The sequence below is a fragment of the Roseovarius conchicola genome (assembly GCF_041403425.1).
GTDB lineage: Bacteria > Pseudomonadota > Alphaproteobacteria > Rhodobacterales > Rhodobacteraceae > Roseovarius > Roseovarius conchicola.
This window is the reverse complement of record NZ_JBGEHK010000005.1, coordinates 198,939-224,294: the sequence shown is the minus strand read 5'-3', so window position 1 is coordinate 224,294 and position 25,356 is coordinate 198,939. Positions and strand designations below refer to the sequence as shown.

Genomic DNA, 25,356 nt, shown 5'->3' with positions numbered 1-25,356 from the left:
GGAGCCATTATGCGCGCGTTTTCGATCACCGAGCCTGGCCAAAACCCTGAACTGAGTCGTATCGCGGTCCCCGATCCGGGACCGGGGGAGATCAGGGTCAGGATCGGGGCCTGCGGTCTGAACTTTGCTGATCTGCTGATGGTCAAGGGCGAGTATCAGGACACGCCCAAGCCGCCCTTTACCCTTGGCATGGAGGTTGCCGGTGTTGTCGAAGCCCTGGGTGAGGGTGTGGAAGCCCCCGTGATTGGGACGCGGGTGGCGGTCTTCGGCGGCCAGGGCGGATTGGCCGACTATGGATGTTTCCCGGCGGAGCGCGCGGTCACCCTGCCCGCCTCGATGAGCTTTGAGCAGGCGGCTGCCTTTCAGATCGCTTACGGCACCAGCCATGTGGCGCTGGATCATAAGGCGCATTTGCGCGAAGGCGAAACCCTGCTGGTGCTGGGTGCGGCGGGCGGCGTGGGCCTGACCGCCGTGGAGATCGGCAAGCGAATGGGCGCAAAGGTGATCGCCTGCGCGCGCGGCGCGGACAAGCTGGCCGTGGCCAAACGGGCGGGGGCCGATCATCTGATTGATGCCAAGACCGAAGACATTCTTGCAGTGTGCAAATCTCTCGGTGGGGTCGATGTGGTCTATGACCCCGTTGGCGGCGATCAGTTCAAAGCCGCGTTTCGCGCCTGTAACCCCGAGGCCCGCATCCTGATCATCGGTTTTGCCAGTGGCGAGGTGCCGCGCGTGCCTGCAAACCATCTTCTGGTCAAGAATATCGACGTTCTGGGCTTTTACTGGGGCGGGTATCTGCAATTCCGCCCCGAGGTGATCACCGACAGCCTGACAACCCTGTTTGGCTGGTTTGAGCAGGGCGAGTTGCGCCCGCATATCAGCCATACCCTGCCTCTTGAACGTGCCGCCGAGGGGTTGGAACTGTTGCGCAGCCGTCAATCCACCGGCAAGGTCGTGATCACGCCTGTTTAGCGCATTTCTGTGGACCCCAAGAGGCATTTTACTTGGTATTTGGCGTCAAAGCCCCGCCCCAAACTCAGAAGGTTCAGTAAGCTGCGCTTCATGATCGGTAAGGCAAATGCCCCGAAGCAGCCTTTACTTGCTGATGTCGCAGACTGGACAAACAATTGCTTTCGTCGGTCTCGTGGAAGTTAGCTCGTATCAAGACTACTGACATGACGCTGACAGCAGCGTTTTGATAGAGAAATCCCCAAACTGTCGAGGGATTAGCAGGTGCGGCATTCGCAGCATATGACGGGGGTCATCCTTGTGGCGCTTTCGGCTGTGGTATTCAGCATGTCAGGCGTCCTGACAAAACTGATCCAGGCAGATGGTTGGACCATTGCCTGTTGGCGCGGTCTGATCGGAGGATTAGCAGTCGTCGCCTATGTCGAGATCCACCGGGGGAACACACTACGGAGCCAGGCGTTCCGGCTTGGAATGCGAGGTTGGATACTTGCAACCGTCGGCAGCGCCGCAAGCATCGCGTTCATCTATGCGTTCAAGCTGACATACGTGGCCAATGTTGCCGTGATATATGCTACTGCTCCATTTTTTGCTGCTGGACTGGCGTGGCTGACTATGCGTGAGACAGCGAAAGGACAAACCTTGATAGCAGGCGCACTCTCAATGGCAGGTGTCGCGATCATCGTCTCCGGCGGTTTGGGCACCGGCAAGCTGTTGGGTGATTTGTTGGCAGTCGCAATGACGTTTGGGAATGCTGCTTACATCGTCCTGATCCGCAAGCTTGCTGACGTGCCTGTCGTTTGGGCTGGAGGCGCGTCGGCCTTGCAGCTCTTTGTCGTGGGCGCTTTGGCGGGCGCGCCCTTGGATGTCACGGTACAAGACGCTGTGCTGTTGGTTTTGTTTGGTTTGACGTTTGCCTGTGCGGTGATCCTCTGGACGGAGGGGACGCGGCTTATTCCCTCAGCTCAATCGGCTCTTTTGGGAACGGTCGAGATACCCTGCGCAACGCTGCTTGCTTGGGTTGTCTTGAGAGAGCTTCCAGCCATAGTTGCGGTCCTTGGCGGGATCGTAGTCATGTTGGCGGTCTTGTGGCACGCGGCGATGGACTACCGGCAGGAGAAACATAGAGCCCCGCAATAGCAGGCACTCGTGCGGTAGCGGCGAAAGGCAGAAAGCTCCCCGCTGTCAGACCGTACGAGACAATACTTTGAAAAACCGTTTCGGGCCATGGTTGCAGGGCAGATCGGCGAGGTCCCTTGCTGAGCTTCGCGGACATGTCAAAGCATTGGGGATCTCCCCAATTGCACGCTTATGCTGTGGTCCGGCTCAACTGCCGATCGCTTTAAGCAAGGCCGGAGGAGCCCCCATATAGCCCTGCCGCAGCACTTCGGCCAGCTGGTCCAGTGCCGGTTCGGCGGTTTGCGTGCGATACATGTTGATCTTCTGAATGCCCAGATCCGGCAGGCCTGTACTGGCCGGGAGCGGCTCAAGATGGGGCGGGATACTGTCTTCCAGCAGCGCGCCCACCGCCATATCGGCGCTGATCAGGGCCTCGACCGAGCGGTCGTCATCGGATTCGATTGCCATTTCCCAGTCAATCCCGCTGGCATCCAGCTTTTGCAGAACAATCGGGCGGAAAATGCAGAACTGGCAGAAGGCGACGCGCAGGGGGCGCTGTTTCCACATCTGCCCATCCCGCGCCGTGACCCAGCGCAAAGGGATTTCGGTGAGGGTTTCGCCACCAGCGCCAAGTTGCTTTTCCGTGGTCAGGATCAGGTCAATCTCGCCCCGCTGCAGCGCTTCGTGAAGCTTGACCGTGCTGGACGAGCGCAGTTGCACCTTCACGCGCGGAAAGAGCGTGTTGAAGGTTTTCAGAACCTGCGGGATCACCGGGTAGACAATGTCATGGGGCACGCCGAGGCGCAGTTCGCCCTCGAACGTGTCTTCGGTCAGGCGGCCCACGACCTCGTCATTCAGGGCCACCATCCGGCGCGCGTAACTGAGCAACTGTTCGCCCGAGGCGGTCAGCGCGATGCGGCGGTTTGAACGATCCAGCAGGGCGATGCCCAAAAGGTCTTCCAGGCGCTTCAGCTGCATCGACACGGCCGATTGCGTCAGGTTCAGCGTGCTGGCCGCGCGGGTCACGCCGCCATGATCGGCCACCGCCAGAAAGGACCGCAACGTGGTCATATCAAGGTTTCGCATTCAACTCTCCTCGGGCTCAGAGGAATCATCACAAGCGTTGATGTATCTCAGCATAAATATTCATTTTCAAAATGACACAGGATGGTCCATATATCAAGACATCGAATACAAAACACGAAATACATCACGAAAGCGAAAGGAACCGCGATGACTTTCCTGACCAACACCCACAGCGCCTCCTGCCGTGGATCGGCCCCGCGCCGGTTCTCGCTGATGACCTTGTTTTCCATCGCACGTGAACGCCGCGCCCTGTCGCAACTGAACGCGGATCAACTGCGCGATATCGGCGTCAGCGCCCACAATGCAGAGGCCGAAGCCCGCCGCCCCATCTGGGACGCCCCGGACATGTGGCTCAGATAATCGCGAGGCGTCGAGTGCCCCGCACAGAGCGGCGCAAGGTACGACCCCCGAGGATCACAGCGATGATTGCTGCATTTGGCGAGGAGCTGGGCACCCGGTTCCTCGCCGAAACCGTTAAAAACCTGTGAGAAGATGAGTTTAAAACCCTTGAAAAGCACCTAAGACCGACCGATATTGTCAACATACCCAAGTTTTGGGTGGGGATAGTCCAATTTATCGGAGGCTTTAATGGCTGAACTGAACACAATCCGGACGGCGGCCGGGACCCGTACCGCCCAGATTGATGCGGGACTTCGCGCCCACATGAACAAGGTCTACGGCACAATGTCCGTCGGCATGCTGATGACCTTTGTCGTGGCCTGGGCCATTGGCTCGAACGACGCTTTGCTGTCGATCCTGCGCGATCCCTTCACATTGCAACCCAACATCCTGGGTTGGATCGTCATGTTTGCCCCGCTGATCATGGTCTTTGCCTTCAGCGCAATGATCAACAGGCTGTCGGCAGCAGCGGCACAGCTGTTCTTCTATGTCTTTGCGGCCGTGATGGGCGCGTCGATCAGCTGGATTTTCGCGGCCTTCACCGATTTCTCGATCGCACAGATCTTCCTGGTGACCTCGATCGCCTTTGCCGGTCTGTCGCTCTGGGGTTACACCACCAAGAAAGACATTTCGGGCTGGGGTAGCTTCCTGATCATGGGCCTGATCGGTATCATCGTGGCGATGATCATCAACATCTTCCTGCAATCGCCTGCGATCATGTTCGCGATTTCGATCATCGGTGTGCTGATCTTCGCAGGCCTCACGGCCTATGACACGCAGAACATCAAGAACACCTATCTCGCGCACGCTCATCATGGCGACAGCGAGTGGATGGGAAAGGCCGCCATCATGGGCGCGCTGAGCCTCTACCTGAACTTCATCAACATGTTCATGATGTTGCTGAGTCTGCTGGGCAACCGCGAATAAGCGACCTGTAATGTAAGACAGAAAGGCCGGTCCAAGTGACCGGCCTTTTTTTGTGCACAATCCGGATTGGGCAGCGCCCCTGCAAAGGCGGTAACGCAGGTTTGCTGCCCAACGTCGCGCGCCTTTTGCCGGTGGCGGGCAGTGCCTGATTGCGGATGAGCCAGCCTGTCAGACAGCTCCGACCCAAGCCCTGGGCATAGTCGATCCAGTGCCGGCAGGGGAGGAAGCTGACATTCACCACGTGCCAACCAGCTGAGGCCAGCGTCGGCCCCTGGGGTGGCGATCCAACATGTATTACAAGGCGCTTTATGGCTGCCAAATACTTCCACAGAACTAACGTATCGCCGTCGTCAGAGAAATCGCCAGCCCAAGGGAGGGCCCCCCTGCGTCGATTACAAAGTAATCGACTTTCGGTCGACGGACGATGGCCGGGCCGCTGCGCGGCTGTTAACCGGCTGGGCGCATGACGGGAACGACCGCAAAGGGCTCGAAAACCGCCACTCGCAAACTACGATAGATTTCAAGAGTAAACGCGCGGAGGGCCTGTAAGCCGGATTCTGTTCAGGGGGTGACCCCGTCGATGACCATTCCTCTTGATGCGCTGTTACCAGTGCACCTCTAGCTGCCAACCCGGGCCACTGGGTCAAGACGTCCCTGCAGGCGGTATGGGTTGCCCCACCGGCCCTGCACGCGGCCCCTATTTGGCATTGCTCCCGGTGGGGCTTGCCGTGCCGGTGCTGTTGCCAGCCCCGCGGTGGGCTCTTACCCCACCGTTTCACCCTTACTCCAGATCACTCCAAAGCGGTTTCATTTCTGTGGCGCTTTCCCTCGGGTTGCCCCGGCCGGGCGTTACCCGGCACCGTTGCCTTGTGGAGTCCGGACTTTCCTCGCCATCTTGCGATGCCGCGGCCATCCGGCCCTCCGCGCGGTGTTCGACTTAGGCGCTTGGCACGTCTGCGTCAACGGGGAAGCGCGCTGCCAGATCGGCCAGGCAGGCCAGATCGCCCGGGTTCAGCGGTCCTGTCACACCGGGGCGAAAGCGGGTCCTGAACGCGATCAGCCGGGCGTCTTGGGGTACATCCGATGCATAGCCAAAGCGTTCGGACAACGCGTCAAAGCCTTTCCCGTCAGGCTCTGACGGTGCGGGCCAGACCGACAAGCCCTGCCGCGCCAGCCGTTGCCAGTCAAACCGCGGACCGGGATCGCATTTGCGCGCCGGGGCCATGTCGGAATGGCCGATCACCCGGTGAGCCGGGATGGCCCAACGCGCCATGATGCCGGGCATCAGCACCTCGAGCGCAGCCATTTGTGGTTCAGGGAAGGGATGGGTGCTGGTATTGGCCAGTTCGATCCCGATGGAGCGGGAATTGACGTCCCTGACGCTGCCCCACTGCCCTGCCCCGGCATGCCATGCGCGCTGCTCTTCGGTCACCAATTGCCAGATGCGGCCATCCTCGGCGATCAAGTAGTGGCAGGAGACTTCGGTTTGTGGATCGCAGAGGCGCGCCAATGCCGCCTCGGCGCTGTCCATGGCAGTGTAATGCAGGACGATCAGGTCCGGGCGCGCACCGCCCCGGCGTTCGCCGCAATTGGGCGATGGATGCTGGATCAGATCAGGGCTGGGTGTGCTCACGCACCACCGGACCCGGGCACCGCGTTGCGGAACGGGGCCGGATCCCAAGTGCAGGCATAGCCATCCCCGTCCGGGTCAAGACCCAGGCGATCCCGGTTCGGGCCACCCTTGGAGAGAAAGTCAATCTGTGCCTGATCCGCTGAGGCATACTTGGCGCAGTTGCGCTGGAACTTGGCCTGCGAGCTAAAGCCCGAGCGGCGATAGACCTTGGACCCTTTCGGGTGCTTCGAGGCCAATGCGTATTCCACGATGTTCGGCCCGCCCGTGCCCGAGCGCGAAGGCAAGGCAGTGGGTTGGATCACTTTGTATTGCGAGCGATTCTGCGCGATCAGCTGGGCGTCATCCTCGATGCTGCGCTGGTTGCCGACGGCGTCGAAATCATTCTCGCTGGAGATGCCGGTGGCGGTATTCACGGTCTGCGGCGCGGGATTGCCTGGGTCGGCATAGACAACCGGCTGGCCTGAATTGGCCTGCGTGTCGGTCAGGGTTGCGCGGGTATCCGCCGCGATTGACGCGGCATCATTGCCCGCTGCCGCGCCAGTACCCCCCAAAGGTTCGGACGACACGGAATTCGGGGGCGGCAGCGCGCTGCCGGTCAGTGCCGCCTCGCGGGCGGTCTTGCGGGCCTGATAGGCGTCATAGTCGTCAAACCCCACGCCGCTATCGGGCACAGCGGGGCTACAGGCCGCGAGGGCCGCACAGGCCAAAACTGTCAAAGTGATACGCATCTGCACTTCCTGCCGTTCCTTGTTTTGCTTGCGTTTTACCACCATTTACCGGGTTTGGCTACAAATCCTGCCGCCGTCTCAAGCGCGTAGGCAGTATTTAGCAAATCCCCTTCTTCCCATGGGCGGCCAATCAGTTGCAGGCCCAAAGGCAGCCCCTGCTTGTCCAGACCCGCAGGCACCGAAATACCCGGCAATCCAGCCAGATTGACGGTGACCGTGAAGACGTCGTTGAGATACATCTGCACCGGATCGGCATCGGTCATCTCGCCCAGCCCGAAAGCCGCCGAGGGGGTGGCTGGTGTCAGGATCGCATCGACACCGGCGGCAAACACATCCTCGAAGTCTTTCTTGATCAGCGTGCGCACGCGGCGCGCGCGGTTGTAATAGGCATCATAGAACCCGGCCGACAGCACGTAGGTGCCCACCATCACCCGGCGTTGCACCTCGTGGCCAAAGCCTTCGGCGCGGGTTTTTTCATACATTTCGGTGATGCCATCGCCCTGTTCCATATGAGCACGGTGGCCATAACGCACACCGTCGTAACGCGCCAGGTTTGACGAGGCCTCGGCCGGGGCAATCACGTAATAGGCGGGCAGCGCGTATTTCGTGTGCGGCAGGGAGATATCGCGAATCTCGGCACCGGCGTCTTTCAGCATGGCGGTGCCATCGGCCCAGAGGGATTCGATTTCCTCGGGCATGCCGTCCATGCGATATTCTTTCGGAATACCAATGACTTTGCCCTTGATATCCCCGCTCAGCATGGCCTCGAAATTCGGCACGGACAGATCCGCTGACGTACTGTCTTTCGGGTCATGCCCGCACATGGTTTCCAGCATGATCGCCGCATCGCGCACCGATTTGGTCATCGGCCCGGCCTGATCAAGCGAGGAGGCAAAGGCCACGATTCCCCAGCGCGAGCAGCGCCCATAGGTCGGCTTGATCCCGGTAATGCCCACGAAGGCCGCCGGCTGACGGATCGACCCGCCGGTGTCCGTGCCGGTGGCCGCAAGGCACAGATCGGCGGCCACGGCTGAAGCCGAGCCACCGGACGAGCCGCCCGGCGTCAGCGCCGCATCATCATTGCCGCGCCGCCAAGGGTTGACCGCGTTGCCATAGACCGAGGTTTCGTTGGACGAGCCCATGGCGAATTCATCCATGTTCAGCTTGCCCAGCATGACCGAGCCTGCATCGAACAGGTTCTGGGTGATGGTGGATTCATATTCCGGTTTGAACCCGTTCAGGATGCCACTGGCCGCCTGTGACAGCACACCCTTGGTGCAGAACAAATCCTTTATACCCAAGGGAATACCGCACATAGCTGGCGCATCACCTTCACTCAGGCGTTTATCGGCGGCCTGCGCCTGTTCACGGGCCAGATCGGGGGTGTTGTGCACGAAAGCGCCCAGGGCATCTGCCTTGTCGATCTCGCTCAGGCAGGCCTCGGTCAGTTCGAGGCTGGTGATCGCTTTAGCGCGCAGTTTATCGCGGGCCTCGGCGATGGTGAGTGTGTTCAGGTCGCTCATTATTCCACCACCTTCGGTACCGCAAAGAACCCTTCACGCGCATCGGGCGCGTTGGCCAGCACCTTCGCCTGCTGATCGCCGTCATTCACCACGTCTTCGCGCCGTTTCAGGCGCATTGGCGTGACCGAGGTCATCGGCTCGACGCCGGTCACATCCACCTCGTTGAGCTGTTCGATAAACCCAAGGATCGTGTTGAATTCACTGGCCAGCGCGGGAAGATCATCTTCCTCCACGCGGATGCGGGCCAGCTTGGCCACTTTGGCGGCAGTCGCGGTGTCGATCGACATGGGAGCCTCTTGGTTTGAACCTATCAGCCCCGCATTTAGCGCCGTGCGCGGCGGGTCGCAAGCCGCGCGTCCTTTTTTCGGGGTGCCCCGTCATGTTAGACTGCACAAAACGTGGCAAAGGGAGACAGACATGAACATCATCTGGATGGGACATAGCAGCTTTCGGATTGAAATCAGCGGGCTGGTTCTGCTGGTCGATCCGTGGTTGACCGACAATCCGATGCTGCCCGAAGATCAGCACGACGCAGCCCTTGCGGGGGCCACGCATATCCTGTTGACCCATGCGCATTTCGACCATGCCGCCGACCTGCCCGAGCTGGGCAAGAAGCTGGGCGTGCCGGTAGTAGGACAATATGATCTGATGGCCTATTGGCAGGACCATCATTACACCGAGGTCGTCGGGTTCAACAAAGGCGGCACGGTCGATCTGGGCGGTGTGCAGGTGACTATGGTCAATGCGGTGCATTCCAGCAGCTTTGGCACGGCGGATGGCCCGCATGTACCGGGTACCGAGTGCGGTTACATGATCAGCGGCGAAGGCCACACCATTTATGTCTCGGGCGATACAGATGTGATGGCCGATATGAAGATTTTGAACGATCTGCACAGCCCCGATATCGGAATCTTATGCGCAGGCGGGCATTTCACCATGGATATGAAGCGTGCGGCTTACGCAGCCAAGACCTTCTTTGATTTCAAAACCGTGATCCCCTGCCACTACAAGACCTTCCCGATCCTCGAACAATCTGCCGAGGCGTTGGTCGCCGCCCTGCCCGGTGTGAATGTGATCGAGCCAGAGGTGATGAAGGCGATTGAGCTCTAGGGGCAGACGTCAGGGGCTACCAGGTTCGCATTGCGGGACGAAGCGGCAAGCAACCGGAGGCCAGCGTCAGCCCCTGGGGTGGCGACCAACATTTGCTTCGGGGCGCTTTATGGTCGCAAAGCATATCCACAGAACGAGCGCAGCGCTTGTGTCAGAGTAATCGCCAGCCCAAGGGAGGGGCTGACGATGGCCGGGCCGCTGCGCGGCTGTTAACCGGCTGGGCGCGTAACGGTGGTGACCGCAAAGGACTCAAAGCCGATTGCGCACTTCCTTGATGAAATCCTCGCCGCGCCGCTCGAAGCTGTCATATTGATCAAAGCTGGCCGTGGCCGGGGCCAACAGCACGGTCTCGCCGTCCTGCGCGTCGGCCATGGCCGCCTCGACAGCCTTGGCCATGGTGGTGCAGACCTGCGCGTCAACGCCCTGCAATTGCATGGCAAACTGCGCCGCCTCGCGGCCAATCACATAGGCCTTCACGACGTTTGGCAGGCCGGGTTCCAGCCCGGCGATCCCGCCCTCTTTCTCCAAGCCACCGCAAATCCAACGGATATCCTTGAAGGCCTGCAAGGCTTTCAAGGCACTATCGACATTGGTGGCTTTGCTGTCGTTCACATAAGTCACGCCATCCGCCTCGGCGATGATCTGGCTGCGATGGGGCAGTCCGGCAAAGCTGTGAAACGCCTTCTCGATCACTTTCGGGGCCAGCCCCAGCGTGCGACAGGCCGCATAGGCGGCACAGGCATTCTGGTGGTTATGCGATCCCGGCAGGCCCTTGATGGTGCGCAGATCAATCGAGCCCGCCTGACGCCCCTTGCGGTACTCGGACAAGAACCCTTTCCTGGCGAACACGGCCCAGCCCGGCCCAGCAAGCTTGCGCTCGACCGAGACGCGGATCACCCGGTCGTCGCCCGGTCCCTCGCTGAGTTGCCCGGCCAGAAACGCGCCTTCGGCCTCGTCCACGCCGATCACGGCACGATCCGGGCCACCTTCGGCAAACAAACGGCGCTTGGCCGCGAAATACCCGCCATGCCCGCCGTGGCGATCCAGATGGTCGGGGCTGAGATTGGTAAAGACCGCCACATCCGGGGTCAGGGCTCGGGCCAGTTCGGTCTGATAGCTGCTGAGTTCCAACACCACCACACCGCCATCGCCGGGCGGGTCGATATCCAGCACCCCGCGCCCGATATTCCCGGCCAGTTGCGCGTCCTTTCCCACCTCGCTCAGCACGTGATGAATCAGTGCCGAGGTGGTGGATTTACCGTTAGAGCCGGTGATGGCAATGACACGCGGGGGGGTATCGTAATTCTCCCAACCCGCACTTGATAGTGAGCGGAAGAACAACCCTATATCATTGTCGACCGGCACACGCGCCTCAAGGGCTGCGGCGACGACTTTATTGGGTTCGGGATAAAGATGCGGGATGCCGGGGCTGACGATCAGAGAGGCCACACCGTCAAACGCCTCTGCACGCGACAGCTGCTTGATCTCGAAACCTTCCTCAGAGGCCATCTCGCGCGCGGCCGGGTTGTCATCCCAACAGAGCGGATGCGCCCCCCCCGCCTTCAATGCCCGCGCGGATGACAGGCCCGACCGGCCAAGACCCAGCACGGCAACCTTCGCGCCCTCATATCCCGACACTGGTATCACGCGCGTTCCTCCCCGGCCAAATCCTGCAGAATACGCATCGCCTTCGCAGCATCTTCAGCAGGCACAAACGCATGGTCATGATGGTATCCCGCCACCATGTTGCAGGCGATCCCTTCTCTTGCAAGTGCCGTGGCCACGGCAGCCGTCAGCCCAACACCATCCAGCGCGGAATGTACGGTGAGTGTAATGCGACGCATCGGCAGATCGCTCGACAGGCCGTGCACGCGCGCCGCCTCATCGGACAGGATCAGCGACAGCCCCTCGTCCTCACGAAAACTGGCCAGGGCGTGGGGCAAAAGAGCCTCGTTAGCGACGCAGAAATGGTACAGAATGTCGTCCAGAACCGGGGCCATGCCCGTGATCATCGCCTGTGTATCGCGCACAGGCCCCACCTTAGCGCACCTTCAGCGTGGCCAGACCGATCATTGCGAGGATCAGGGCGATGATCCAGAAACGGATCACGATCTGGGGCTCGGCCCAGCCCTTTTTCTCGTAGTGGTGATGGATCGGGGCCATCAGGAACACGCGTTTGCCGGTGCGTTTGAAATAGAGCACCTGGATGATCACGCTCAGCGCCTCGACAACGAAAAGACCGCCGACAATGCCCAGCACGATCTCGTGCTTAGTGGCCACGGCGATTGCCCCCAGAGCACCGCCGAGGGCCAGCGATCCGGTATCGCCCATGAACACCGCTGCGGGGGGCGCGTTGTACCAAAGAAAGCCAAGGCCGCCCCCGGCAAGGCCTGCCACGAAGACGAGGATTTCACCCGTGCCGGGCACGTAATGCACATCGAGATATTCGGTGAAGTCGACCCGGCCCACTGCATAGGCGATCAGGCCCAGCGTGCCGGCGGCAATCATCACCGGCATAATCGCCAGGCCGTCCAGACCATCGGTCAGGTTCACCGCATTGGCCGCGCCCACGATGACAAACATCGCGAAAGGAATGAACAGAACGCCCATATTGATCAGCGTGTCCTTGAAGACCGGCAGCGCCAGTTGGTTCTGCAACTCGACCGGGTGATACATCGCCGCCCAATAGGCCGCGATGCCGGCAATCACGAAACCAAGCCCCAGTCGCACCTTGCCCGGCACGCCAGATACGTTCTGCTTGCTCACCTTGGCGTAATCATCGGCAAACCCGATCAGCCCGAAGGACAGTGTCACGAACAGGATCATCCACACATAAGGATTGTCCAGCCGCGCCCAAAGCAGCGAGGATGTCACCAACGCGCCCACGATCAGCAACCCGCCCATCGTCGGCGTGCCAGCCTTGACAAAATGCCCTTCGGGGCCATCGTCACGGATCGGCTGGCCCTTGCCCTGCCGCATCCGCAGCATGTTGATAAGCGGCTTGCCAAAGATAAACCCAAAGATCAGCGCGGTCATGAACGCGCCGCCCGAGCGGAAGGTGATGTAGCGGAACAGGTTGAAGAAGTCCCCGCCATCCGACCACAAGGTCAACCAATAGAGCATCTACGCGTCCCTTCCTGTCTGCTGCCCGGCGCGGCGCAGGGCCTCGACCACCAGACTGACACGGCTCCCTTTGGAACCTTTTACCAACACCACATCGCCCGCATCCAGCAGGCGCAGCGCCTCATCGGCCAATTCGGGGGCTGTTGCAACCCATTTGCCGCGTTTGGCTTCGGGCAAGGCGTCCCACAGATGTTTCATGCGTGGGCCGACACAATGCACAGTGGTCAGAGCCGCCATGCTGGGCAGCCTGGCCAGATCGGCATGCAACTGCGCCTCATCCGCACCCAGTTCCAGCATATCCCCCAAGATCGCGATCCGCCGACCCTTGCCAATATGACCAAGCCCGTCGGTCGGCTCGATCGTGGCCAGAACTTCAAGCGAGGCCTGCATCGAGGTGGGATTTGCGTTGAACGCATCATCAATCAGATCGAGGGCCAAGCGTTCATCCACGGCGTCAAGCTGCAAGAGTTCGCGGGTGCCCCGCCCTGCCGGTGGCACCCAGCGGGCCAGATCGGTGACCGCCACGCCCAGATCGCCGCCCAGTTCCTCGACCGCCGCCAGAACCGCAAGCGCGTTCTGTGCGAAATGCCGCCCGGACACAGAAAGTTTGAACACCAAAGGTGCGCCGTGAACCAATGCATGGGCCACTGTGACTTCGTCGCCAAGCTGAACCTCGGTCAGCTGGTAGTCCAGACCGTCGGCTTCACCAAAGCGAATGACCTTTCCGGCGCAAGCCATTGCTTTATCGATCAAAATCGGTGCGGTTTCGACATCGCCGTTCAGGATGGCCACGCCACCCGGTTCCAAGCCGTCAAAGATCGCCGCTTTCTCATGCGCAATGCCATCAATATGGCCGAACGCCTCAAGATGGGCGGCAGCCACGGTCGTGATCACTGCCACATGCGGGCGCGCCATGCGGGCCAGCGGGGCGATCTCGCCCGGGTTGCTCATCCCGATTTCGATCATCGCGAATTCCGTATCTGCAGGCATCCGCGCCAAAGTCAGCGGGACGCCCCAATGGTTGTTGTAGCTGGCCTCGGCCGCATGTGTACGGCCCTGCGGTTTCAGCACATCGCGCAGCATTTCCTTGGTCGAAGTTTTGCCAACCGAGCCGGTGATGCCAACCACACGCGCGGCTGTGCGGGCGCGGGCGGCAACCCCCATCGCCTCAAGCGCAGGCAGCACGTCCTCGACAACCAATAATGGCGCGTCCTCCGCCACATCTTCAGGCACATGGTTGACCAGTGCCGCGGCAGCGCCTTTTTCCAAAGCCTGCGCGACGAATTCGTGCCCATCACGCACATCTTTCAGTGCAACGAACAAGTCACCCGACTTAATCGTACGGGTATCAATCGACACTCCTGTTGCCGACCAAGGTGCCGTGTTGCGCCCGCCCGTCGCGGCGGCGGCCTCGTCAGAGGTCCACAGGGTCATGCCCCGCTCCCGTCCAGCGCCGACACCGCCACGCTGGCCTGTTCGCAATCATCGAAGGGAAAGACATCATCGCCAACGGTCTGACCCGTCTCGTGCCCCTTGCCCGAAATCAGCAGGGCATCTCCGGGACCAAGCGCATCAACGCCGCGCAGGATCGCCTCGGCCCGGTCGCCCACGTTCTGCGCCTCGGGGCAGCCCTGCATCACCGCAGCGCGGATCGCGGCCGGGTCTTCCGAGCGTGGGTTATCGTCGGTCACGATCACCAGATCGGCGTGGTCCGCCGCTGCCTGCCCCATCAAGGGCCGCTTGCCCGGATCACGATCCCCGCCCGCGCCAACAATCGCAATCAGGCGACCCAGAACATGCGGGCGCAGCGCCTTGAGCGCAGTGGCCACCGCATCGGGCGTGTGGGCGTAATCGACAAAAACCGCAGCGCCATTGGCCCGTGTCGCGGCCAGTTGCATGCGCCCGCGCACCGTTTGCATCTGTGGCAGGGTTTCAAACACCCGGTCCGGATCGGCACCCGCTGCAATCACCAGTCCGGCCGCCACCAGAAGGTTCTCGGCCTGGAATCCCCCGATCAGGTTCAACCGCACCTGATGTACGCGATCATGCCAGGCAAAGCGCAGTTCCTGCCCCGTGGCCTCGAACCGCTGGGCCTGCAATTGCAAGTCATTGTCGCCCCCGCGACCGACCTGGATCAGCTCTTGCCCACGCTCCTGCACGATCCGGGCCATGTCGGGGCCACGAGGATCATCCATGTTGATCACCGCCACGCCATCGTCGGGCAGCACACGATCAAAAAGGCCGGCCTTGGCCGCGAAATACTCGTCAAATGTCTCGTGATAATCCAGATGATCCTGGGTAAAATTGGTGAAGCCTGCCGCGGCCAGCCGAACACCGTCCATGCGACGCTGTGCCAGCCCGTGGGATGAGGCCTCCATGGCTGCATGAGTGATGCCAGCACCTTCGACCTCGGACAAGGTACGGTGCAGCGTAATGGGCTCGGGTGTTGTATGGGCCAGTGGCAATTCATAGGCGCCTTCCACCCCGGTGGTGCCCAGATTGACGGCCTCAAACCCCAACGCTATCCAAATCTGCCGCGTGAAACTGGCGACGGAGGTTTTTCCGTTGGTGCCTGTGACCGCGACCATGGTCTCGGGCTGTGCTCCGAACCACAAAGCGGCGCAATAGGACAGGGTCTGGCGCGGATCTTCGGCCAGGATCAACGCGGCGTCCGAGGCGTCAAGCTCGGCCTTGGCAATACCCGCGCCCTGGGTATCGGTCAGGATCGCCGCTGCCCCCATCCGCAGTGCGTATTGGATGAACTCAGCGCCATGCACGCGCGTGCCGGGCAAAGCAGCGAAGAGAAACCCCTCTCTGACCTCGCGACTGTCCACGGCCAGCCCGGTGATCTGGGCCATACGGCCCCCCTGGGCCGTCAGACCCAGTTGAGAAAGTGATTTGCTCTGCCCCACTGCCATCGCCCTCTTAACGGGTTAATTCGATGTCAGGGTTATACTGTTTAATTTCGCAGGTTCAATCTCGGGGCGCAGGCCCAGCAACGGCGCGACCCGGCGAATAATCTCGGCAGCGACCGGGACAGCTGTCCAGCCCGCCGTGCGGCGCGGCTTGGAACCCGAGGTTTCCACCGGTTCGTCCAGCGTGACGATCAGCACGTATTTCGGGTCATAGGCCGGGAAGATCGTGGCGAAGGTGGCGATCACCTTGTCGTCGTAATAGCCGCCCCCGCGCTCACGGGGTTTATCCGCCGTGCCGGTTTTGCCGCCCACGGCATAGCCGGGCACTTCGCCAAGCGAGGCCGTCCCCGATGTGACCACCTCGCGCAGCATGTCCTTGGCCACGCGCGCGGTTTCCTTTGACATGACGCGGGCGCCTTTTTGGTTGCGCGGCTGCTTCAGCAGGGTCGGTTGCACCCGGGTGCCGCCATTGGCAATCGCCGCATAGCCCGCCGCCAGATGCAGGGGGCTGGTCGACAAGCCGTGGCCGTAGGAAATCGTCACCGTGGACAGCTCGGTCCAGCGTTTGGGCAACAGCGGCGTACCGCCTTTGGATTCAACGATCTCAAGGCCGGGATGTTCAAAGAAGCCAAGCGATTTCAGGAACTCTTTCTGCCGCTTGATCCCGATCTGCAAGGCCATGCGCCCGGTCCCCCGGTTCGAGGATTTGACGATGATGTCGGACACGCTGATCGTGCCGTAGTCTTTCTTTTTGAACTCGCCAATCGGATGGCCGCCAATGCGCATCGGGCCAGAGGTGTTGATCATCGTGTTCGCATTGACCAGCCCAAGATCGATGGCCTGCGCTGCGGTGAAAATCTTGAAGGTCGAGCCCAGTTCGTACACCCCCTGCACCGCGCGGTTAAACAATGGGCTGTCTGACGGGTTCCCCTCGGTCGGCGGGCGCGGGCGGTCATTGGGATCAAAATCCGGCAGCGAGGCGAGCGAGATCACCTCGCCGGTATGGACGTCCATCAGAACGGCGGCAGCGCCCTTGGCATTCATGATCTTCATGCCGCCAAACAGCACCCGTTCGACAGCCGCCTGAATGGACAGATCCAGCGACAACTCAAGCGGTTTATGCCCCATGGCCGGGTCGCGCAGACGGTCGTCAAAAAACTTCTCGATCCCCGCGACGCCGATCACCTCGGCGGCGTGGACCCCCTCACGCCCGAAATTGGCACCGCCCAACACATGCGCTGCCAGCTTGCCATTGGGATAAAGCCGCATTTCGCGCGGCCCAAACAGCAGGCCCGGCTCACCAATATCATGTACGGCCTGTTTCTGCTCCGGGCTGAGTTTCTTCTTGACCCACAGGAACTTACGCTTGCCGGTGAAATCCTTGATCAGGCGTTCACGCTTGAGATCGGGGAAGATTTTGACCAACGCATCTGCCGCGCCTTCCGGATCAATCATCTGGGGCGGTTGCGCATAGAGACTGTGGGTCTCGAAATTGGTTGCCAGAATGCGGCCCTTGCGATCCACGATGTCAGCCCGCTGGGCGATGATATCGGCCCCGGCAACACTGGTGCGCGGCTCGCTCGGTTCGGAATTGGCCAAGACACCCATACGTCCGCCAATCACCGCGAAAGCACAGAAAAAAATGACACCCATCACCAACAGCCGCCCCTCGGCGCGCTTGCGGGCGCGGTCGCGAATTTCTTCGTGACGCAGGCGGATGTTTTCGCGCTCGATCGCGTCAGGATTCTCGCCCTTGGCGCGGGCGTCCAGAATGCGAGCAAGCGGACGAAGCGGTGTGCGGATCATGGGAACTGCTCCATGTTGATCACATCGATCGGATTGGTGATCGCCAGGGGCTCCTGACGCGGATATGCGACCTGATCGACCTTGCCGAACTGCTCGGCGCGCAGAGGCACCAGACCCAATTTGTCAAAGTTGATATCGGCCAGATCGCGCAGTCGTTGCGGGCGGTTCAGATAGGCCCATTCGGCGTTCAGAACCCGCAGGCGTTCGCGCGCATCCGCGATACTGCGCTGCAATTGCTCGGCCTTGGCTTGCGCTTCTTGTGTCTGGTAGTTCTCGCGATAGGCCCAAAAGGCCAACCCGATCACGGCCACCGCCGACAGGATGATAAACAGACTGCGCATCACTGCGTCCCCTTCAACAATGGCATACCAATGGCCTTGCGATCCGTGACCCCTGCGGGCGCATCCGTGCGCATCGCAACGCGCAGTTTGGCGCTGCGCGACCGTGGGTTTTCAGCCAGCTCGCGATCGTCCGGACCGATGGCCTTGCGGCTTTTGACAGTAAATTGCGGCGCGGCGCGGGCGATCTCAGGCGCATGGCGGCTGCCAGTGCCGCCCCCACCCGACCGGGCCTGCAAGAACCGTTTGACCATGCGGTCCTCGATGGAATGGAACGTCACCACGGCCAGTTGCCCGCCAGGTTTCAATGCGCGTTCAGCCGCCTCAAGCCCGCCGATCAGCTCGCCGTATTCATCATTCACCGCGATGCGCAGCGCCTGAAAGCTGCGGGTGGCAGGGTGAGCCTGCCCCGGCTTTGAACGTGGAAGGCATTTTTCAATGATATCAGAAAGTTGCAGCGTGGTTGTGATGGGTGCGGCAGCACGCTCATGGACAATCGCGCGGGCAATCCGGCGGCTGGCGCGCTCTTCCCCGTAAAGGTAAAGGATGTCGGCCAGGGCAGCTTCATCCAGATCGTTGACCAGATCGGCGGCACTTGGCCCCTCCTGGCTCATCCGCATGTCCAGCGGGCCGTCCTTCATGAAGGAAAACCCGCGCTCGGCAAGGTCCAACTGCATCGAGCTGACACCCAGATCCAGCACGACCCCATCCAGATCACTGGCGACCTCGTCCATCTGCGAAAAGACGCCTTGCACCAGCTTGACCCGGTCGCCATAGGCCCCGGCCCAGTCCGCGGCCATCTGCAGGGCCATTGGGTCGCGATCGACACCGATCACCATGTCCGCCCCGGCATCCAGCAGGCCACGGGTATAACCGCCAGCGCCCAGCGTGCCGTCCAGCCAGGTGCCTGACACAGGTGCAACAGCCGCCAGAAGCGGGCGCAACAAAACAGGAATATGGGGGGCATCATCGGGGACAGGGGCCGCAGCAGCCATGGCTCACTCCCCTTTCGCATTATCCAGGTAAACCAGCGGATCGAAATCATCGGGCAGCTCGTCCAGCCATTCTTCGGTCTTGGCCAGTTCCTCGGCCTCGTAGGTCTCGGGCTTCCAGATCTGGAAGGTGTCGCCCGCGGCGATGAAGAAAGCCTCGCCCTCAAGGTCGATTTTCTGACGCAGCTTGGCGGGCAGCACGAGGCGCCCGGTTTCGTCGACTGCCGTGGGCAGGGATTGACCGTGGAACAGACGCTGCAGCATCTTACGCTCCATCGAACCACGCGGCAGGGCATCGATCTTGGCGTCGACCTCGTCGATCGCCTCCATCGTGTAGCATTCAAGGTAATTGCGGCGGTGATCTCCGTAGACGATCACCAGTTCGGGGTTGTCCCCGCCGGTCCAGTTGGGGTCGGACGCCTCCAGAACACGACGAAATGAGGCCGGGATAGATACCCGCCCCTTACTGTCCACCTTATGGTGGCTTTCGCCTCTGAACCTGCGGCTCACTGTCCCTTGGCCCTTCCATTTCCCCCAAAACCGTCCCTTAGAAAGCGGAACGGCGGATTGATCTGCTGCCACTGATCAATCCGCCGCCCTCGTCCCGCGATGCGGGGATGTCCAGCTGCGCGCGCCACCTGGGGGGATGTCTGCTCGCCCGCGCGCCGGATCCGTCGTCTTGATGAAGCGGGTGCCTGTATGAAACCTGCTCTGGTCTTATTTTTATTCGGGGTCGTTGTGTGCCCCTTGTTCCGTCTTCATCGTGTCTATAGGGATGACATGGGAATTCATGGAAATCAATATAAAAATACGGGAAACAGCACAGCATATTGTTTTCAGAGGCGCTCAAAAACAAGATGATGTGGTCGATTTTGCCTTTTTGACGCACCACCTAGCGAAAAAAGGAAAAGCAGACACTATATGTAGTATGTTACTGCGCAGCTTCATTTTTCCCATGAATTCCCGATTTTTTCGCATTTTCTCTATCAGAGCAACCCTACCATAGCCGACATTCCAAGAAAACAGCCCCGAGAACAGGCTGTTTCCCATGTGATTCGGCTCAAACCTGGCGCGGTTGCGCGATCTGTCCCATGAATTCCCGGATCACGCCGGGCCGTCGACCTGCTCTCTAGCCGTAGACACGCCGGGCGGCGTCTGCACAGGCGTCCTGATAGCGGGATTGCCCGGCCACGTCTCCCGGTTCGCGCACACCGTAGGCGCGCACCAGGTGGTGGTGATCAAAGCCCAGATTGGTGAAGCTGACCGAAAAGCTCTCCATCAGATCGCGATAGCGCTCTTCCGGCTCGCCCTGCGTCTGCAGGAACACCAGATGGCGGCCCGTTCCTAGTCGGCTTTTGTCGGGGTTGGTGGGATAGTCCGGCACGAAGAAGGAAAAGAACCGGTCCATCGCCAGTTTCAATTGTCCCGAGATCGAGGTGAAATAGACCGGGCTGGCCAGAACCAGAACCTGCGCCTGTGCAATCGCGGCCAGAACCGGCGTCAGATCATCGACCTGTCCGCAGGCCTGCCCGCCGGTTTTGCAATGAAACAGGTTGATGCAGCCCTGATAGGACAGATCGGCCAGTTTGACCTCTTGCACGGCCGCGCCCTGCCCTTCGGCCTCGGTGCGAAACATATCGGCCAGCGCATCGCTGTTACCGCCCGTGCGCGGGCTGCCTTTCAGGATGACGGTTGATCCAGCCATTTATACATCACCTTCGCGTCCACCAGCCCCTCACGCGGATGATCGAAGGCGCGGGGCAATGTGCCGACGGTGTCATAGCCCAGCTTCTCCCACAAGCGGATTGCACCGGTATTGGTGGACAGCACCAGATTGAACTGCATGGCGCGATAGCCCAGCTTGACCGCCTCGGTCTGCGAATGTTCGCACATCTGTGCGGCGATCCCCTGACCACGCGCGGCGTCCGCAACCATGTATCCGCAGTTGCACACATGTGCGCCGCCGCCGGGATGGTTGGTCTTGATGTAATAGGTGCCAAGAACCTCACCGCCGCACTCGGCCAGGTAACAGCCCCGCGGGCTTTCCAGCCACATCTTGCGCGCCGCAGGCTCGCTGATCTGAGGCTCTATGGCATAGGTGTCGCCCGCCCGGATAATGCCGCGCAGGATGGGCCAGAGCGCAGGCCAATCTCTGGCCTGCGCCTCTCGAATGATCAACTCAGGCGTTGACATCCACAACAACCCGGCCTTTCACCTGCCCTTTCAGGATATCACTGCCCAGTTGGGGCAGGTCAGAAAGCGTTGCGGGTTGGATCATAGCCTCCAGCTTGTCCATGGGCAGGTCTTTGGCAATCCGGCTCCAGGCACGCAGGCGGTTGTCATAGGGTTGCATCACGGAATCGATACCCAGCAGGTTCACACCCCGCAGCAGGAACGGGATCACCGTGGCAGGCAGGCCCGCCCCGCCGGCTAGACCAACGGCAGCGACAGACGCACCGTATTTCATCTGTCCCAGTACGCGCGCCAGCATCTCACCGCCCACGGCATCAACACAGCCCGCCCAGGTTTCCGCCTCAAGCGGGCGTTTGGTGGTCTCGTTCAACTCTTCCCGGGCTACTATCTGGCTGGCCCCGAGAGATTTCAGGTAATCCCCGGTTTCCGGCCGCCCGGTCACACCTGCCACCTCATAGCCCAGATTGGCCAGAATGGCGGTCGCAACCGACCCAACACCACCGGCAGCCCCCGTGACCAGCACAGGACCATGCCCCGGTGCCAACCCGTGATCTTCAAGCGCCATCACCGCCAGCATCGCGGTAAACCCGGCGGTGCCCACGGCCATGGCCGCCCGTGCATCCAGCCCGTCGGGCAGCGGCACCAGCCAATCGGCCTTGACGCGGGCTTTTTGCGAATACCCACCCCAATGCGCCTCGCCCACGCGCCAGCCGGTCAGCACAACCTTGTCACCGGGCTTGTAGCGATCATCATCACTGGCCTCGACCGTGCCTGCGAAATCGATGCCCGGCACATGTGGGTACTTGCGCACCAGACCACCGCCGGGTCCAATGCAAAGGCCGTCCTTGTAGTTCACCGTGGAATACTCCACCGCCACGGTGACCTCTGCCTCGGGCAGTGCATCAAGGGTCAGCTCCTGCACGCTCGCGCTTGTTTTGCCGCTCTCTTCGTCTTTCTCAACTACCAATGCGTTGAACATCTCGGTCTCCTTCATCTTGCTCAAAATACTCTCGCCGAAGGCCGAGAAAATTCGCACGAATTTTCTTGCCCCCGGTCAGTTCCAGAAACTTTCCTGCACCGTGGCCGGGCGCATTCCCACGTGATGGGTTTCGACCTCCAGCCGGGTGCCGGGCTCCCAATGGGTCATCCGCACCATGCCGATCGCCACGTTCACTTCATGATCTGGTGACCACGCCGCCGAGGTCACCTGCCCGACCTTCTTGCCATTCGCATAAAGCGGCCACGCCCGATCGCATCCGGGCAGAGCGTCCCCTTCAATCGCAATCGGCCTGATCTGTTGCACCGGGCCTTCCTTGGCCACCCGCAGCAACGCATCGCGACCGATACAGCCAATCGCCGTGTGGGTGTTGCAGAATTTGCCAAGGCCGCATTCGTGGGGCGTGTTGTCATCGGTCATGTCATTGCCATAGCTCAGCAAGCCGCTTTCGATCCGCTCGATGGAATTGGGGCATCCGGCGCGCACATTCAGGTCTTCGCCTGCCTCAAACAGTGCATTCCACAGCGGCATCCCGATATCGCTGCCCTCGACATAAACCTCAAACCCGCCTTGTTTGGAATAACCCGAGCGCGCGATGATCAACTGCCGCCCTTGAAAGTCAAACATCCCATAGCGGAAAAAGCGGATGTCGCGCACGCTCGGCCCGAAGATACGTTCAAGCAGGTCATCGGCCTTTGGCCCCTGCACGCCCAAGGGCGACACGTCCGGCTCGTCCACCAGCACATCAAGACGATAGCCATTGGCCACGCCCTTGACCCAGAGCAGAAGGTCACTGTCGGCAATGGAAATCCACCACCGGTCCTCGGACAGCTTGACCGCAACCGGATCGTTCAACATCCCGCCGGTCTCATCCACGATGGGCACGTAGTAACATTGCCCGGCGGTCATCCCGCGCAGATCGCGCGGGGTCAGCATCTGCATCAGACGACCCGCATCGGGACCACGCAGTTCCACCTGCCGCTCGACCGCAACGTCCCAGACCTGCACATGTCTCTTCAGGTGGTGATAATCCGCCTCGACGCTTTCAAACATCGTGGGCAGCAACATGCGATTGTAGACTGTGTAAGCCTTTACGCCCGCGGCTTCGACACCGTCAGAAAAGGGCGTGCGCCGCAGCCGGCGCGACGGGGAAATCAAAGCCATTTCAGACCTCTTTGAAAAACGTTGTTACTTGGGGCCATGCCAGTCGATCGGGCAAATCTCGGCAGACTTGCCCGAGAAATCCCAGACCCGGCCGTAATCACGCACGCGGGACTTGGTGCCAGCGGCGGCGATGATATCAGGCCCCATCCAATATTTGGAGTTGGAGACCATCACGGGGTGATCCGGGTCCTTGCCGTCGATCATTTCGATCTCGCCCTGAATTTTCCGACCGATATAGATGCCGCGCTTTTTGCCATCGCGGACAATCTCGACCTTTTGGCGCTCGGCGCCGATGATCTCACTCACCAGCATGGTGAACAGGCCCGTTGTGCCGCCTGCCTGACCCGAGAAAATCTGCAGGATGCCGTTATAGGCCTTGCCTGAGGAGCGTTCATCGACATAAGCGGCCACTTTCCAGTTGCCCTCGCCCATGCGGCCCGGGATATCGACCAGCAGGCCGACATTGAGACCGCTCAGGTCTTCGCCCTCGAAATGGCCCTCGTCAATGGCAATCGCCATCCACGCGTGACAATGCCCCTCTGTGGGGGGATGCGCGCCAAGACTGACCACGCAAGGGCAGAACACCGTGCAGGAACAGTTCAAAAACAGCTCGCCCTTGATCGCCCATTCTGTCGGGCTGGCCTGACGTCGTTTGGGGTTGGGCATCCGGTTGTCGATGCGCTGTGACACCGGCAGTTTATCTGCGTCAGGTTTGCGTTTTACCGCCATGTCTTATCCTCCCATCACAAGCGGGCGCAGCAAAAGCGTGACCCCGCCTAATATCATCGCCACACCCAAAGGGCGCACCACGCGGTGGCCGATCTGTGGCAGTTTCTCAAGCACCATGAACAGTGTCGCCAGGCCCATCCATAGCAGGTTCATCACCCCGCCGACAAAGCCGAGGGCCATGAAACCCCAGCAGCAGACGACACAATAGGCCCCAAGGGACAGCCCCATGCGCAGACCACCCATGAGCCCCGTGCGCCAGTTGCCAAGGAAGTAATTCATCGGCGCGTGGCATACGCCGTGGCACACCTCTTTGGTGCGGCTGAACTGGAACGCGCCCACAATGATCAGCAACAGGGCGGCCAGAACGGGCGATTTCGCGATCCCCAGCATGTCGACGACACCGCCAAACAACAAGGCCAGTTGCACGCCCGCGATCAGCGCGGCAAAGGCGATCCACATGATTGCGTACCCGGCCAGAACGCCCAGCCATCCTGCCCAGCTGCCATCAGCTGCGCGGATGAGGTCTTCATAGGTGGTCAGGGTCGGCACCATGGTCGGCAGCATCATCGCCGCCATCATGATCGCCCACATCACGAATAAGGGGCCGAAATTCGCCATCGGCATATACATCGGCATGCGCGGGTCCATCTGGCGCATCGCCTCGCCCATCTCGCCGGGGCGGCCAATCAAGTCCAGATCCATATCGATCGCCATGACATACATCACCCACCACGCGGCAAGAATTGCAGCGAAAAAACCCAGCCAGAGCAGGCTGCGCAGGGAATGCCATTGGATCAGACGCACCTGTTGAGGCTCCAAAAAAGGGATTCGACGGTTGCAAGATAATTGTCATACATTTAAATGTCAGACAAATGAAAACTGAGACTGACAAAAAGCCCGACCTTTCCGCGCAGATTGCGCAGGCCATTCGCGACGCCATCGTGAGCGGCAAGATGATCGTTGATGAGCGTTTGCCCTCCGAGGCCGAACTGGCCGAACAGTTCGAGGTGTCCCGCTCGACCGTGCGCGAGGCGCTGAAACGGCTGGCCGCGCAATCGCTGATCCGCACCCAGCGCGGCGCGTTTGGCGGGGCCTTTGTCAACCGGCTGTCCTATGAAGAGGCCTATGGGCAGCAGATCACCACCTCGACCTTGCTGCTGAGCATGAATGCGGTCAGTTTCGAGACCGCCTGCGAAGCGCGGTATGCGCTGGAACGGGCCTGTGCGCCTTTGTCGGCCAAGCGGCGCGATGCCGATCACCTTGCGACGATGCGGGCCGAAATTCACCGGCAGAGTCAGCCGGGGCTGAGCGACGAAAGCTTCTGCGCTTCGGATGTCGCCTTTCACCGCGCATTGGTGGATGGCGCAGGCAATCCGGTATTGAGCTATCAGCTGGCCGGGGCGGTTGAGGCCATGCAGCCTCTGATGAACATGATCACCTTCACTGCACGCTCTCGCGAAGAGATCGTCAGGCTGCACACGCGGATCGCGGACGCGTTGGAAGCAGGCGATGCCGACCGGGCCGAGACGGCGCTGCATGATCTGGAAGCTTACACTTTGACCCTTGGCCATGATGTGATGGCGGCCCGCGCAAAGGCCTGACGTGGTG

Annotated in this window: 26 protein-coding genes and 1 other RNA gene; 6 read left to right on the top strand and 21 right to left on the bottom strand. The window is 60.8% G+C overall.

Annotated elements, in window-relative coordinates; all coding sequences use genetic code 11:
• Positions 1-9 precede the first annotated feature (9 nt).
• Positions 10-972, top strand: coding sequence for an NADPH:quinone oxidoreductase family protein (locus V6N02_RS15555; protein ID WP_371226838.1), 963 nt, complete (start codon positions 10-12; stop codon positions 970-972).
• A 279-nt stretch (positions 973-1,251) separates the two neighbouring features.
• The gene (locus tag V6N02_RS15550) at positions 1,252-2,106 is read left to right on the top strand and encodes a DMT family transporter (RefSeq protein ID WP_371226836.1); all 855 of its coding nucleotides are present in this window, start codon (positions 1,252-1,254) and stop codon (positions 2,104-2,106) included.
• A 186-nt stretch (positions 2,107-2,292) separates the two neighbouring features.
• Here V6N02_RS15550 and V6N02_RS15545 read toward each other — a convergent pair whose 3' ends face one another.
• A complete protein-coding gene (locus tag V6N02_RS15545) occupies positions 2,293-3,171 on the bottom strand; it encodes a LysR family transcriptional regulator (RefSeq protein WP_371226834.1) in 879 nt (292 codons plus the stop codon).
• Positions 3,172-3,318: 147 nt separating this feature from the next.
• Here V6N02_RS15545 and V6N02_RS15540 point away from each other — a divergent pair, with 147 nt between their 5' ends.
• Together V6N02_RS15540 and V6N02_RS15535 are read left to right on the top strand one after the other, a co-directional pair.
• On the top strand, positions 3,319-3,531 hold the full coding sequence (locus V6N02_RS15540) for a DUF1127 domain-containing protein (RefSeq protein ID WP_371226832.1): 213 nt from the start codon (positions 3,319-3,321) through the stop codon (positions 3,529-3,531).
• Between the two features lie 228 nt (positions 3,532-3,759).
• Positions 3,760-4,497 carry a Bax inhibitor-1/YccA family protein gene (locus tag V6N02_RS15535; RefSeq protein ID WP_371226830.1) on the top strand — a complete coding sequence of 246 codons (738 nt, stop codon included), beginning with the start codon at positions 3,760-3,762 and terminating at the stop codon, positions 4,495-4,497.
• A gap of 530 nt (positions 4,498-5,027) precedes the next feature.
• Here the strand turns inward: V6N02_RS15535 and rnpB are convergent.
• From rnpB to gatC, 5 genes are all read right to left on the bottom strand, one after another.
• Positions 5,028-5,422: RNase P RNA component class A (gene rnpB / locus V6N02_RS15530), an RNA gene on the bottom strand.
• 12 nt (positions 5,423-5,434) lie between these two features.
• Positions 5,435-6,130, bottom strand: coding sequence for an N-acetylmuramoyl-L-alanine amidase (locus V6N02_RS15525; protein ID WP_478013485.1), 696 nt, complete (start codon positions 6,128-6,130; stop codon positions 5,435-5,437).
• Positions 6,127-6,858 (bottom strand): hypothetical protein, encoded by a 732-nt coding sequence (locus tag V6N02_RS15520; protein WP_371226826.1) that lies wholly within the window; start codon positions 6,856-6,858, stop codon positions 6,127-6,129. The genes V6N02_RS15525 and V6N02_RS15520 overlap by 4 nt, the downstream gene beginning before the upstream one ends.
• Before the next feature lie 35 nt (positions 6,859-6,893).
• Entirely contained in the window at positions 6,894-8,381 is a 1,488-nt protein-coding gene (gene gatA / locus V6N02_RS15515; protein WP_371226824.1) for an Asp-tRNA(Asn)/Glu-tRNA(Gln) amidotransferase subunit GatA, read from the bottom strand.
• Positions 8,381-8,668, bottom strand: coding sequence for an Asp-tRNA(Asn)/Glu-tRNA(Gln) amidotransferase subunit GatC (gene gatC / locus V6N02_RS15510; protein WP_371226822.1), 288 nt, complete (start codon positions 8,666-8,668; stop codon positions 8,381-8,383). The genes gatA and gatC overlap by 1 nt, the downstream gene beginning before the upstream one ends.
• A 130-nt stretch (positions 8,669-8,798) precedes the next feature.
• Here gatC and V6N02_RS15505 point away from each other — a divergent pair, with 130 nt between their 5' ends.
• Positions 8,799-9,491 carry a metal-dependent hydrolase gene (locus V6N02_RS15505; RefSeq protein ID WP_371226820.1) on the top strand — a complete coding sequence of 231 codons (693 nt, stop codon included), beginning with the start codon at positions 8,799-8,801 and terminating at the stop codon, positions 9,489-9,491.
• Positions 9,492-9,740: 249 nt separating this feature from the next.
• Here V6N02_RS15505 and murD read toward each other — a convergent pair whose 3' ends face one another.
• The 15 genes from murD to V6N02_RS15430 form a co-directional block, all read right to left on the bottom strand.
• Complete coding sequence (gene murD / locus V6N02_RS15500; RefSeq protein ID WP_371226818.1) at positions 9,741-11,138, bottom strand: UDP-N-acetylmuramoyl-L-alanine--D-glutamate ligase; 1,398 nt, start codon at positions 11,136-11,138, stop codon at positions 9,741-9,743.
• Complete coding sequence (locus tag V6N02_RS15495; protein WP_371226816.1) at positions 11,135-11,521, bottom strand: ACT domain-containing protein; 387 nt, start codon at positions 11,519-11,521, stop codon at positions 11,135-11,137. The genes murD and V6N02_RS15495 overlap by 4 nt, the downstream gene beginning before the upstream one ends.
• A gap of 10 nt (positions 11,522-11,531) precedes the next feature.
• Positions 11,532-12,614, bottom strand: a complete 1,083-nt coding sequence (gene mraY, locus V6N02_RS15490; RefSeq protein ID WP_371226814.1) for a phospho-N-acetylmuramoyl-pentapeptide-transferase — start codon at positions 12,612-12,614, stop codon at positions 11,532-11,534.
• A complete protein-coding gene (locus tag V6N02_RS15485; RefSeq protein WP_371226812.1) occupies positions 12,615-14,048 on the bottom strand; it encodes a UDP-N-acetylmuramoyl-tripeptide--D-alanyl-D-alanine ligase in 1,434 nt (477 codons plus the stop codon).
• Positions 14,045-15,532 (bottom strand): UDP-N-acetylmuramoyl-L-alanyl-D-glutamate--2,6-diaminopimelate ligase, encoded by a 1,488-nt coding sequence (locus V6N02_RS15480; RefSeq protein WP_371226809.1) that lies wholly within the window; start codon positions 15,530-15,532, stop codon positions 14,045-14,047. The genes V6N02_RS15485 and V6N02_RS15480 overlap by 4 nt, the downstream gene beginning before the upstream one ends.
• A 15-nt stretch (positions 15,533-15,547) precedes the next feature.
• On the bottom strand, positions 15,548-17,335 hold the full coding sequence (locus tag V6N02_RS15475; RefSeq protein ID WP_371226807.1) for a peptidoglycan D,D-transpeptidase FtsI family protein: 1,788 nt from the start codon (positions 17,333-17,335) through the stop codon (positions 15,548-15,550).
• Positions 17,332-17,676, bottom strand: coding sequence for a cell division protein FtsL (gene ftsL, locus V6N02_RS15470; protein WP_371226805.1), 345 nt, complete (start codon positions 17,674-17,676; stop codon positions 17,332-17,334). Before ftsL ends, V6N02_RS15475 begins: the two co-directional genes overlap by 4 nt.
• On the bottom strand, positions 17,676-18,668 hold the full coding sequence (rsmH, locus tag V6N02_RS15465) for a 16S rRNA (cytosine(1402)-N(4))-methyltransferase RsmH (protein ID WP_371226803.1): 993 nt from the start codon (positions 18,666-18,668) through the stop codon (positions 17,676-17,678). The genes ftsL and rsmH overlap by 1 nt, the downstream gene beginning before the upstream one ends.
• A 3-nt stretch (positions 18,669-18,671) precedes the next feature.
• The gene (gene mraZ / locus V6N02_RS15460; RefSeq protein ID WP_371226801.1) at positions 18,672-19,175 is read right to left on the bottom strand and encodes a division/cell wall cluster transcriptional repressor MraZ; all 504 of its coding nucleotides are present in this window, start codon (positions 19,173-19,175) and stop codon (positions 18,672-18,674) included.
• Between the two features lie 619 nt (positions 19,176-19,794).
• Positions 19,795-20,370, bottom strand: a complete 576-nt coding sequence (locus V6N02_RS15455; protein ID WP_371226799.1) for a flavodoxin family protein — start codon at positions 20,368-20,370, stop codon at positions 19,795-19,797.
• A complete protein-coding gene (locus V6N02_RS15450; RefSeq protein ID WP_371226797.1) occupies positions 20,346-20,858 on the bottom strand; it encodes a GNAT family N-acetyltransferase in 513 nt (170 codons plus the stop codon). The genes V6N02_RS15455 and V6N02_RS15450 overlap by 25 nt, the downstream gene beginning before the upstream one ends.
• Positions 20,845-21,837: an acryloyl-CoA reductase gene (acuI, locus tag V6N02_RS15445; protein WP_371226795.1), complete on the bottom strand. Its 993-nt coding sequence runs from the start codon at positions 21,835-21,837 to the stop codon at positions 20,845-20,847. The genes V6N02_RS15450 and acuI overlap by 14 nt, the downstream gene beginning before the upstream one ends.
• Positions 21,838-21,912: 75 nt before the next feature.
• The gene (locus V6N02_RS15440) at positions 21,913-23,019 is read right to left on the bottom strand and encodes a dimethylsulfoniopropionate demethylase (protein WP_371226793.1); all 1,107 of its coding nucleotides are present in this window, start codon (positions 23,017-23,019) and stop codon (positions 21,913-21,915) included.
• A gap of 24 nt (positions 23,020-23,043) precedes the next feature.
• Positions 23,044-23,748 carry a DUF1326 domain-containing protein gene (locus V6N02_RS15435; RefSeq protein WP_371226791.1) on the bottom strand — a complete coding sequence of 235 codons (705 nt, stop codon included), beginning with the start codon at positions 23,746-23,748 and terminating at the stop codon, positions 23,044-23,046.
• A gap of 3 nt (positions 23,749-23,751) precedes the next feature.
• The gene (locus tag V6N02_RS15430; protein WP_371227159.1) at positions 23,752-24,471 is read right to left on the bottom strand and encodes a DUF2182 domain-containing protein; all 720 of its coding nucleotides are present in this window, start codon (positions 24,469-24,471) and stop codon (positions 23,752-23,754) included.
• A gap of 149 nt (positions 24,472-24,620) precedes the next feature.
• Here V6N02_RS15430 and V6N02_RS15425 point away from each other — a divergent pair, with 149 nt between their 5' ends.
• Entirely contained in the window at positions 24,621-25,349 is a 729-nt protein-coding gene (locus V6N02_RS15425) for a FadR/GntR family transcriptional regulator (RefSeq protein ID WP_371226789.1), read from the top strand.
• Positions 25,350-25,356: the final 7 nt, after the last annotated feature.

Coding starts and splice junctions, on each gene's coding strand:
- gatA (WP_371226824.1), bottom strand. CDS start 8,381: ATGAGCGACCTGAACACACTCACCATCGCCGAGGCCCGCGATAAACTG.
- V6N02_RS15440 (WP_371226793.1), bottom strand. CDS start 23,019: ATGGCTTTGATTTCCCCGTCGCGCCGGCTGCGGCGCACGCCCTTTTCT.
- V6N02_RS15520 (WP_371226826.1), bottom strand. CDS start 6,858: ATGCGTATCACTTTGACAGTTTTGGCCTGTGCGGCCCTCGCGGCCTGT.
- V6N02_RS15455 (WP_371226799.1), bottom strand. CDS start 20,370: ATGGCTGGATCAACCGTCATCCTGAAAGGCAGCCCGCGCACGGGCGGT.
- V6N02_RS15545 (WP_371226834.1), bottom strand. CDS start 3,171: ATGCGAAACCTTGATATGACCACGTTGCGGTCCTTTCTGGCGGTGGCC.
- acuI (WP_371226795.1), bottom strand. CDS start 21,837: ATGTTCAACGCATTGGTAGTTGAGAAAGACGAAGAGAGCGGCAAAACA.
- V6N02_RS15425 (WP_371226789.1), top strand. CDS start 24,621: ATGAAAACTGAGACTGACAAAAAGCCCGACCTTTCCGCGCAGATTGCG.
- V6N02_RS15435 (WP_371226791.1), bottom strand. CDS start 23,748: ATGGCGGTAAAACGCAAACCTGACGCAGATAAACTGCCGGTGTCACAG.
- V6N02_RS15540 (WP_371226832.1), top strand. CDS start 3,319: ATGACTTTCCTGACCAACACCCACAGCGCCTCCTGCCGTGGATCGGCC.
- V6N02_RS15480 (WP_371226809.1), bottom strand. CDS start 15,532: ATGGCAGTGGGGCAGAGCAAATCACTTTCTCAACTGGGTCTGACGGCC.
- V6N02_RS15555 (WP_371226838.1), top strand. CDS start 10: ATGCGCGCGTTTTCGATCACCGAGCCTGGCCAAAACCCTGAACTGAGT.
- V6N02_RS15550 (WP_371226836.1), top strand. CDS start 1,252: ATGACGGGGGTCATCCTTGTGGCGCTTTCGGCTGTGGTATTCAGCATG.
- gatC (WP_371226822.1), bottom strand. CDS start 8,668: ATGTCGATCGACACCGCGACTGCCGCCAAAGTGGCCAAGCTGGCCCGC.
- V6N02_RS15535 (WP_371226830.1), top strand. CDS start 3,760: ATGGCTGAACTGAACACAATCCGGACGGCGGCCGGGACCCGTACCGCC.
- V6N02_RS15450 (WP_371226797.1), bottom strand. CDS start 20,858: ATGTCAACGCCTGAGTTGATCATTCGAGAGGCGCAGGCCAGAGATTGG.
- V6N02_RS15430 (WP_371227159.1), bottom strand. CDS start 24,471: ATGTATGTCATGGCGATCGATATGGATCTGGACTTGATTGGCCGCCCC.
- V6N02_RS15475 (WP_371226807.1), bottom strand. CDS start 17,335: ATGATCCGCACACCGCTTCGTCCGCTTGCTCGCATTCTGGACGCCCGC.
- V6N02_RS15485 (WP_371226812.1), bottom strand. CDS start 14,048: ATGACCCTGTGGACCTCTGACGAGGCCGCCGCCGCGACGGGCGGGCGC.
- ftsL (WP_371226805.1), bottom strand. CDS start 17,676: ATGCGCAGTCTGTTTATCATCCTGTCGGCGGTGGCCGTGATCGGGTTG.
- rsmH (WP_371226803.1), bottom strand. CDS start 18,668: ATGGCTGCTGCGGCCCCTGTCCCCGATGATGCCCCCCATATTCCTGTT.
- mraY (WP_371226814.1), bottom strand. CDS start 12,614: ATGCTCTATTGGTTGACCTTGTGGTCGGATGGCGGGGACTTCTTCAAC.
- V6N02_RS15505 (WP_371226820.1), top strand. CDS start 8,799: ATGAACATCATCTGGATGGGACATAGCAGCTTTCGGATTGAAATCAGC.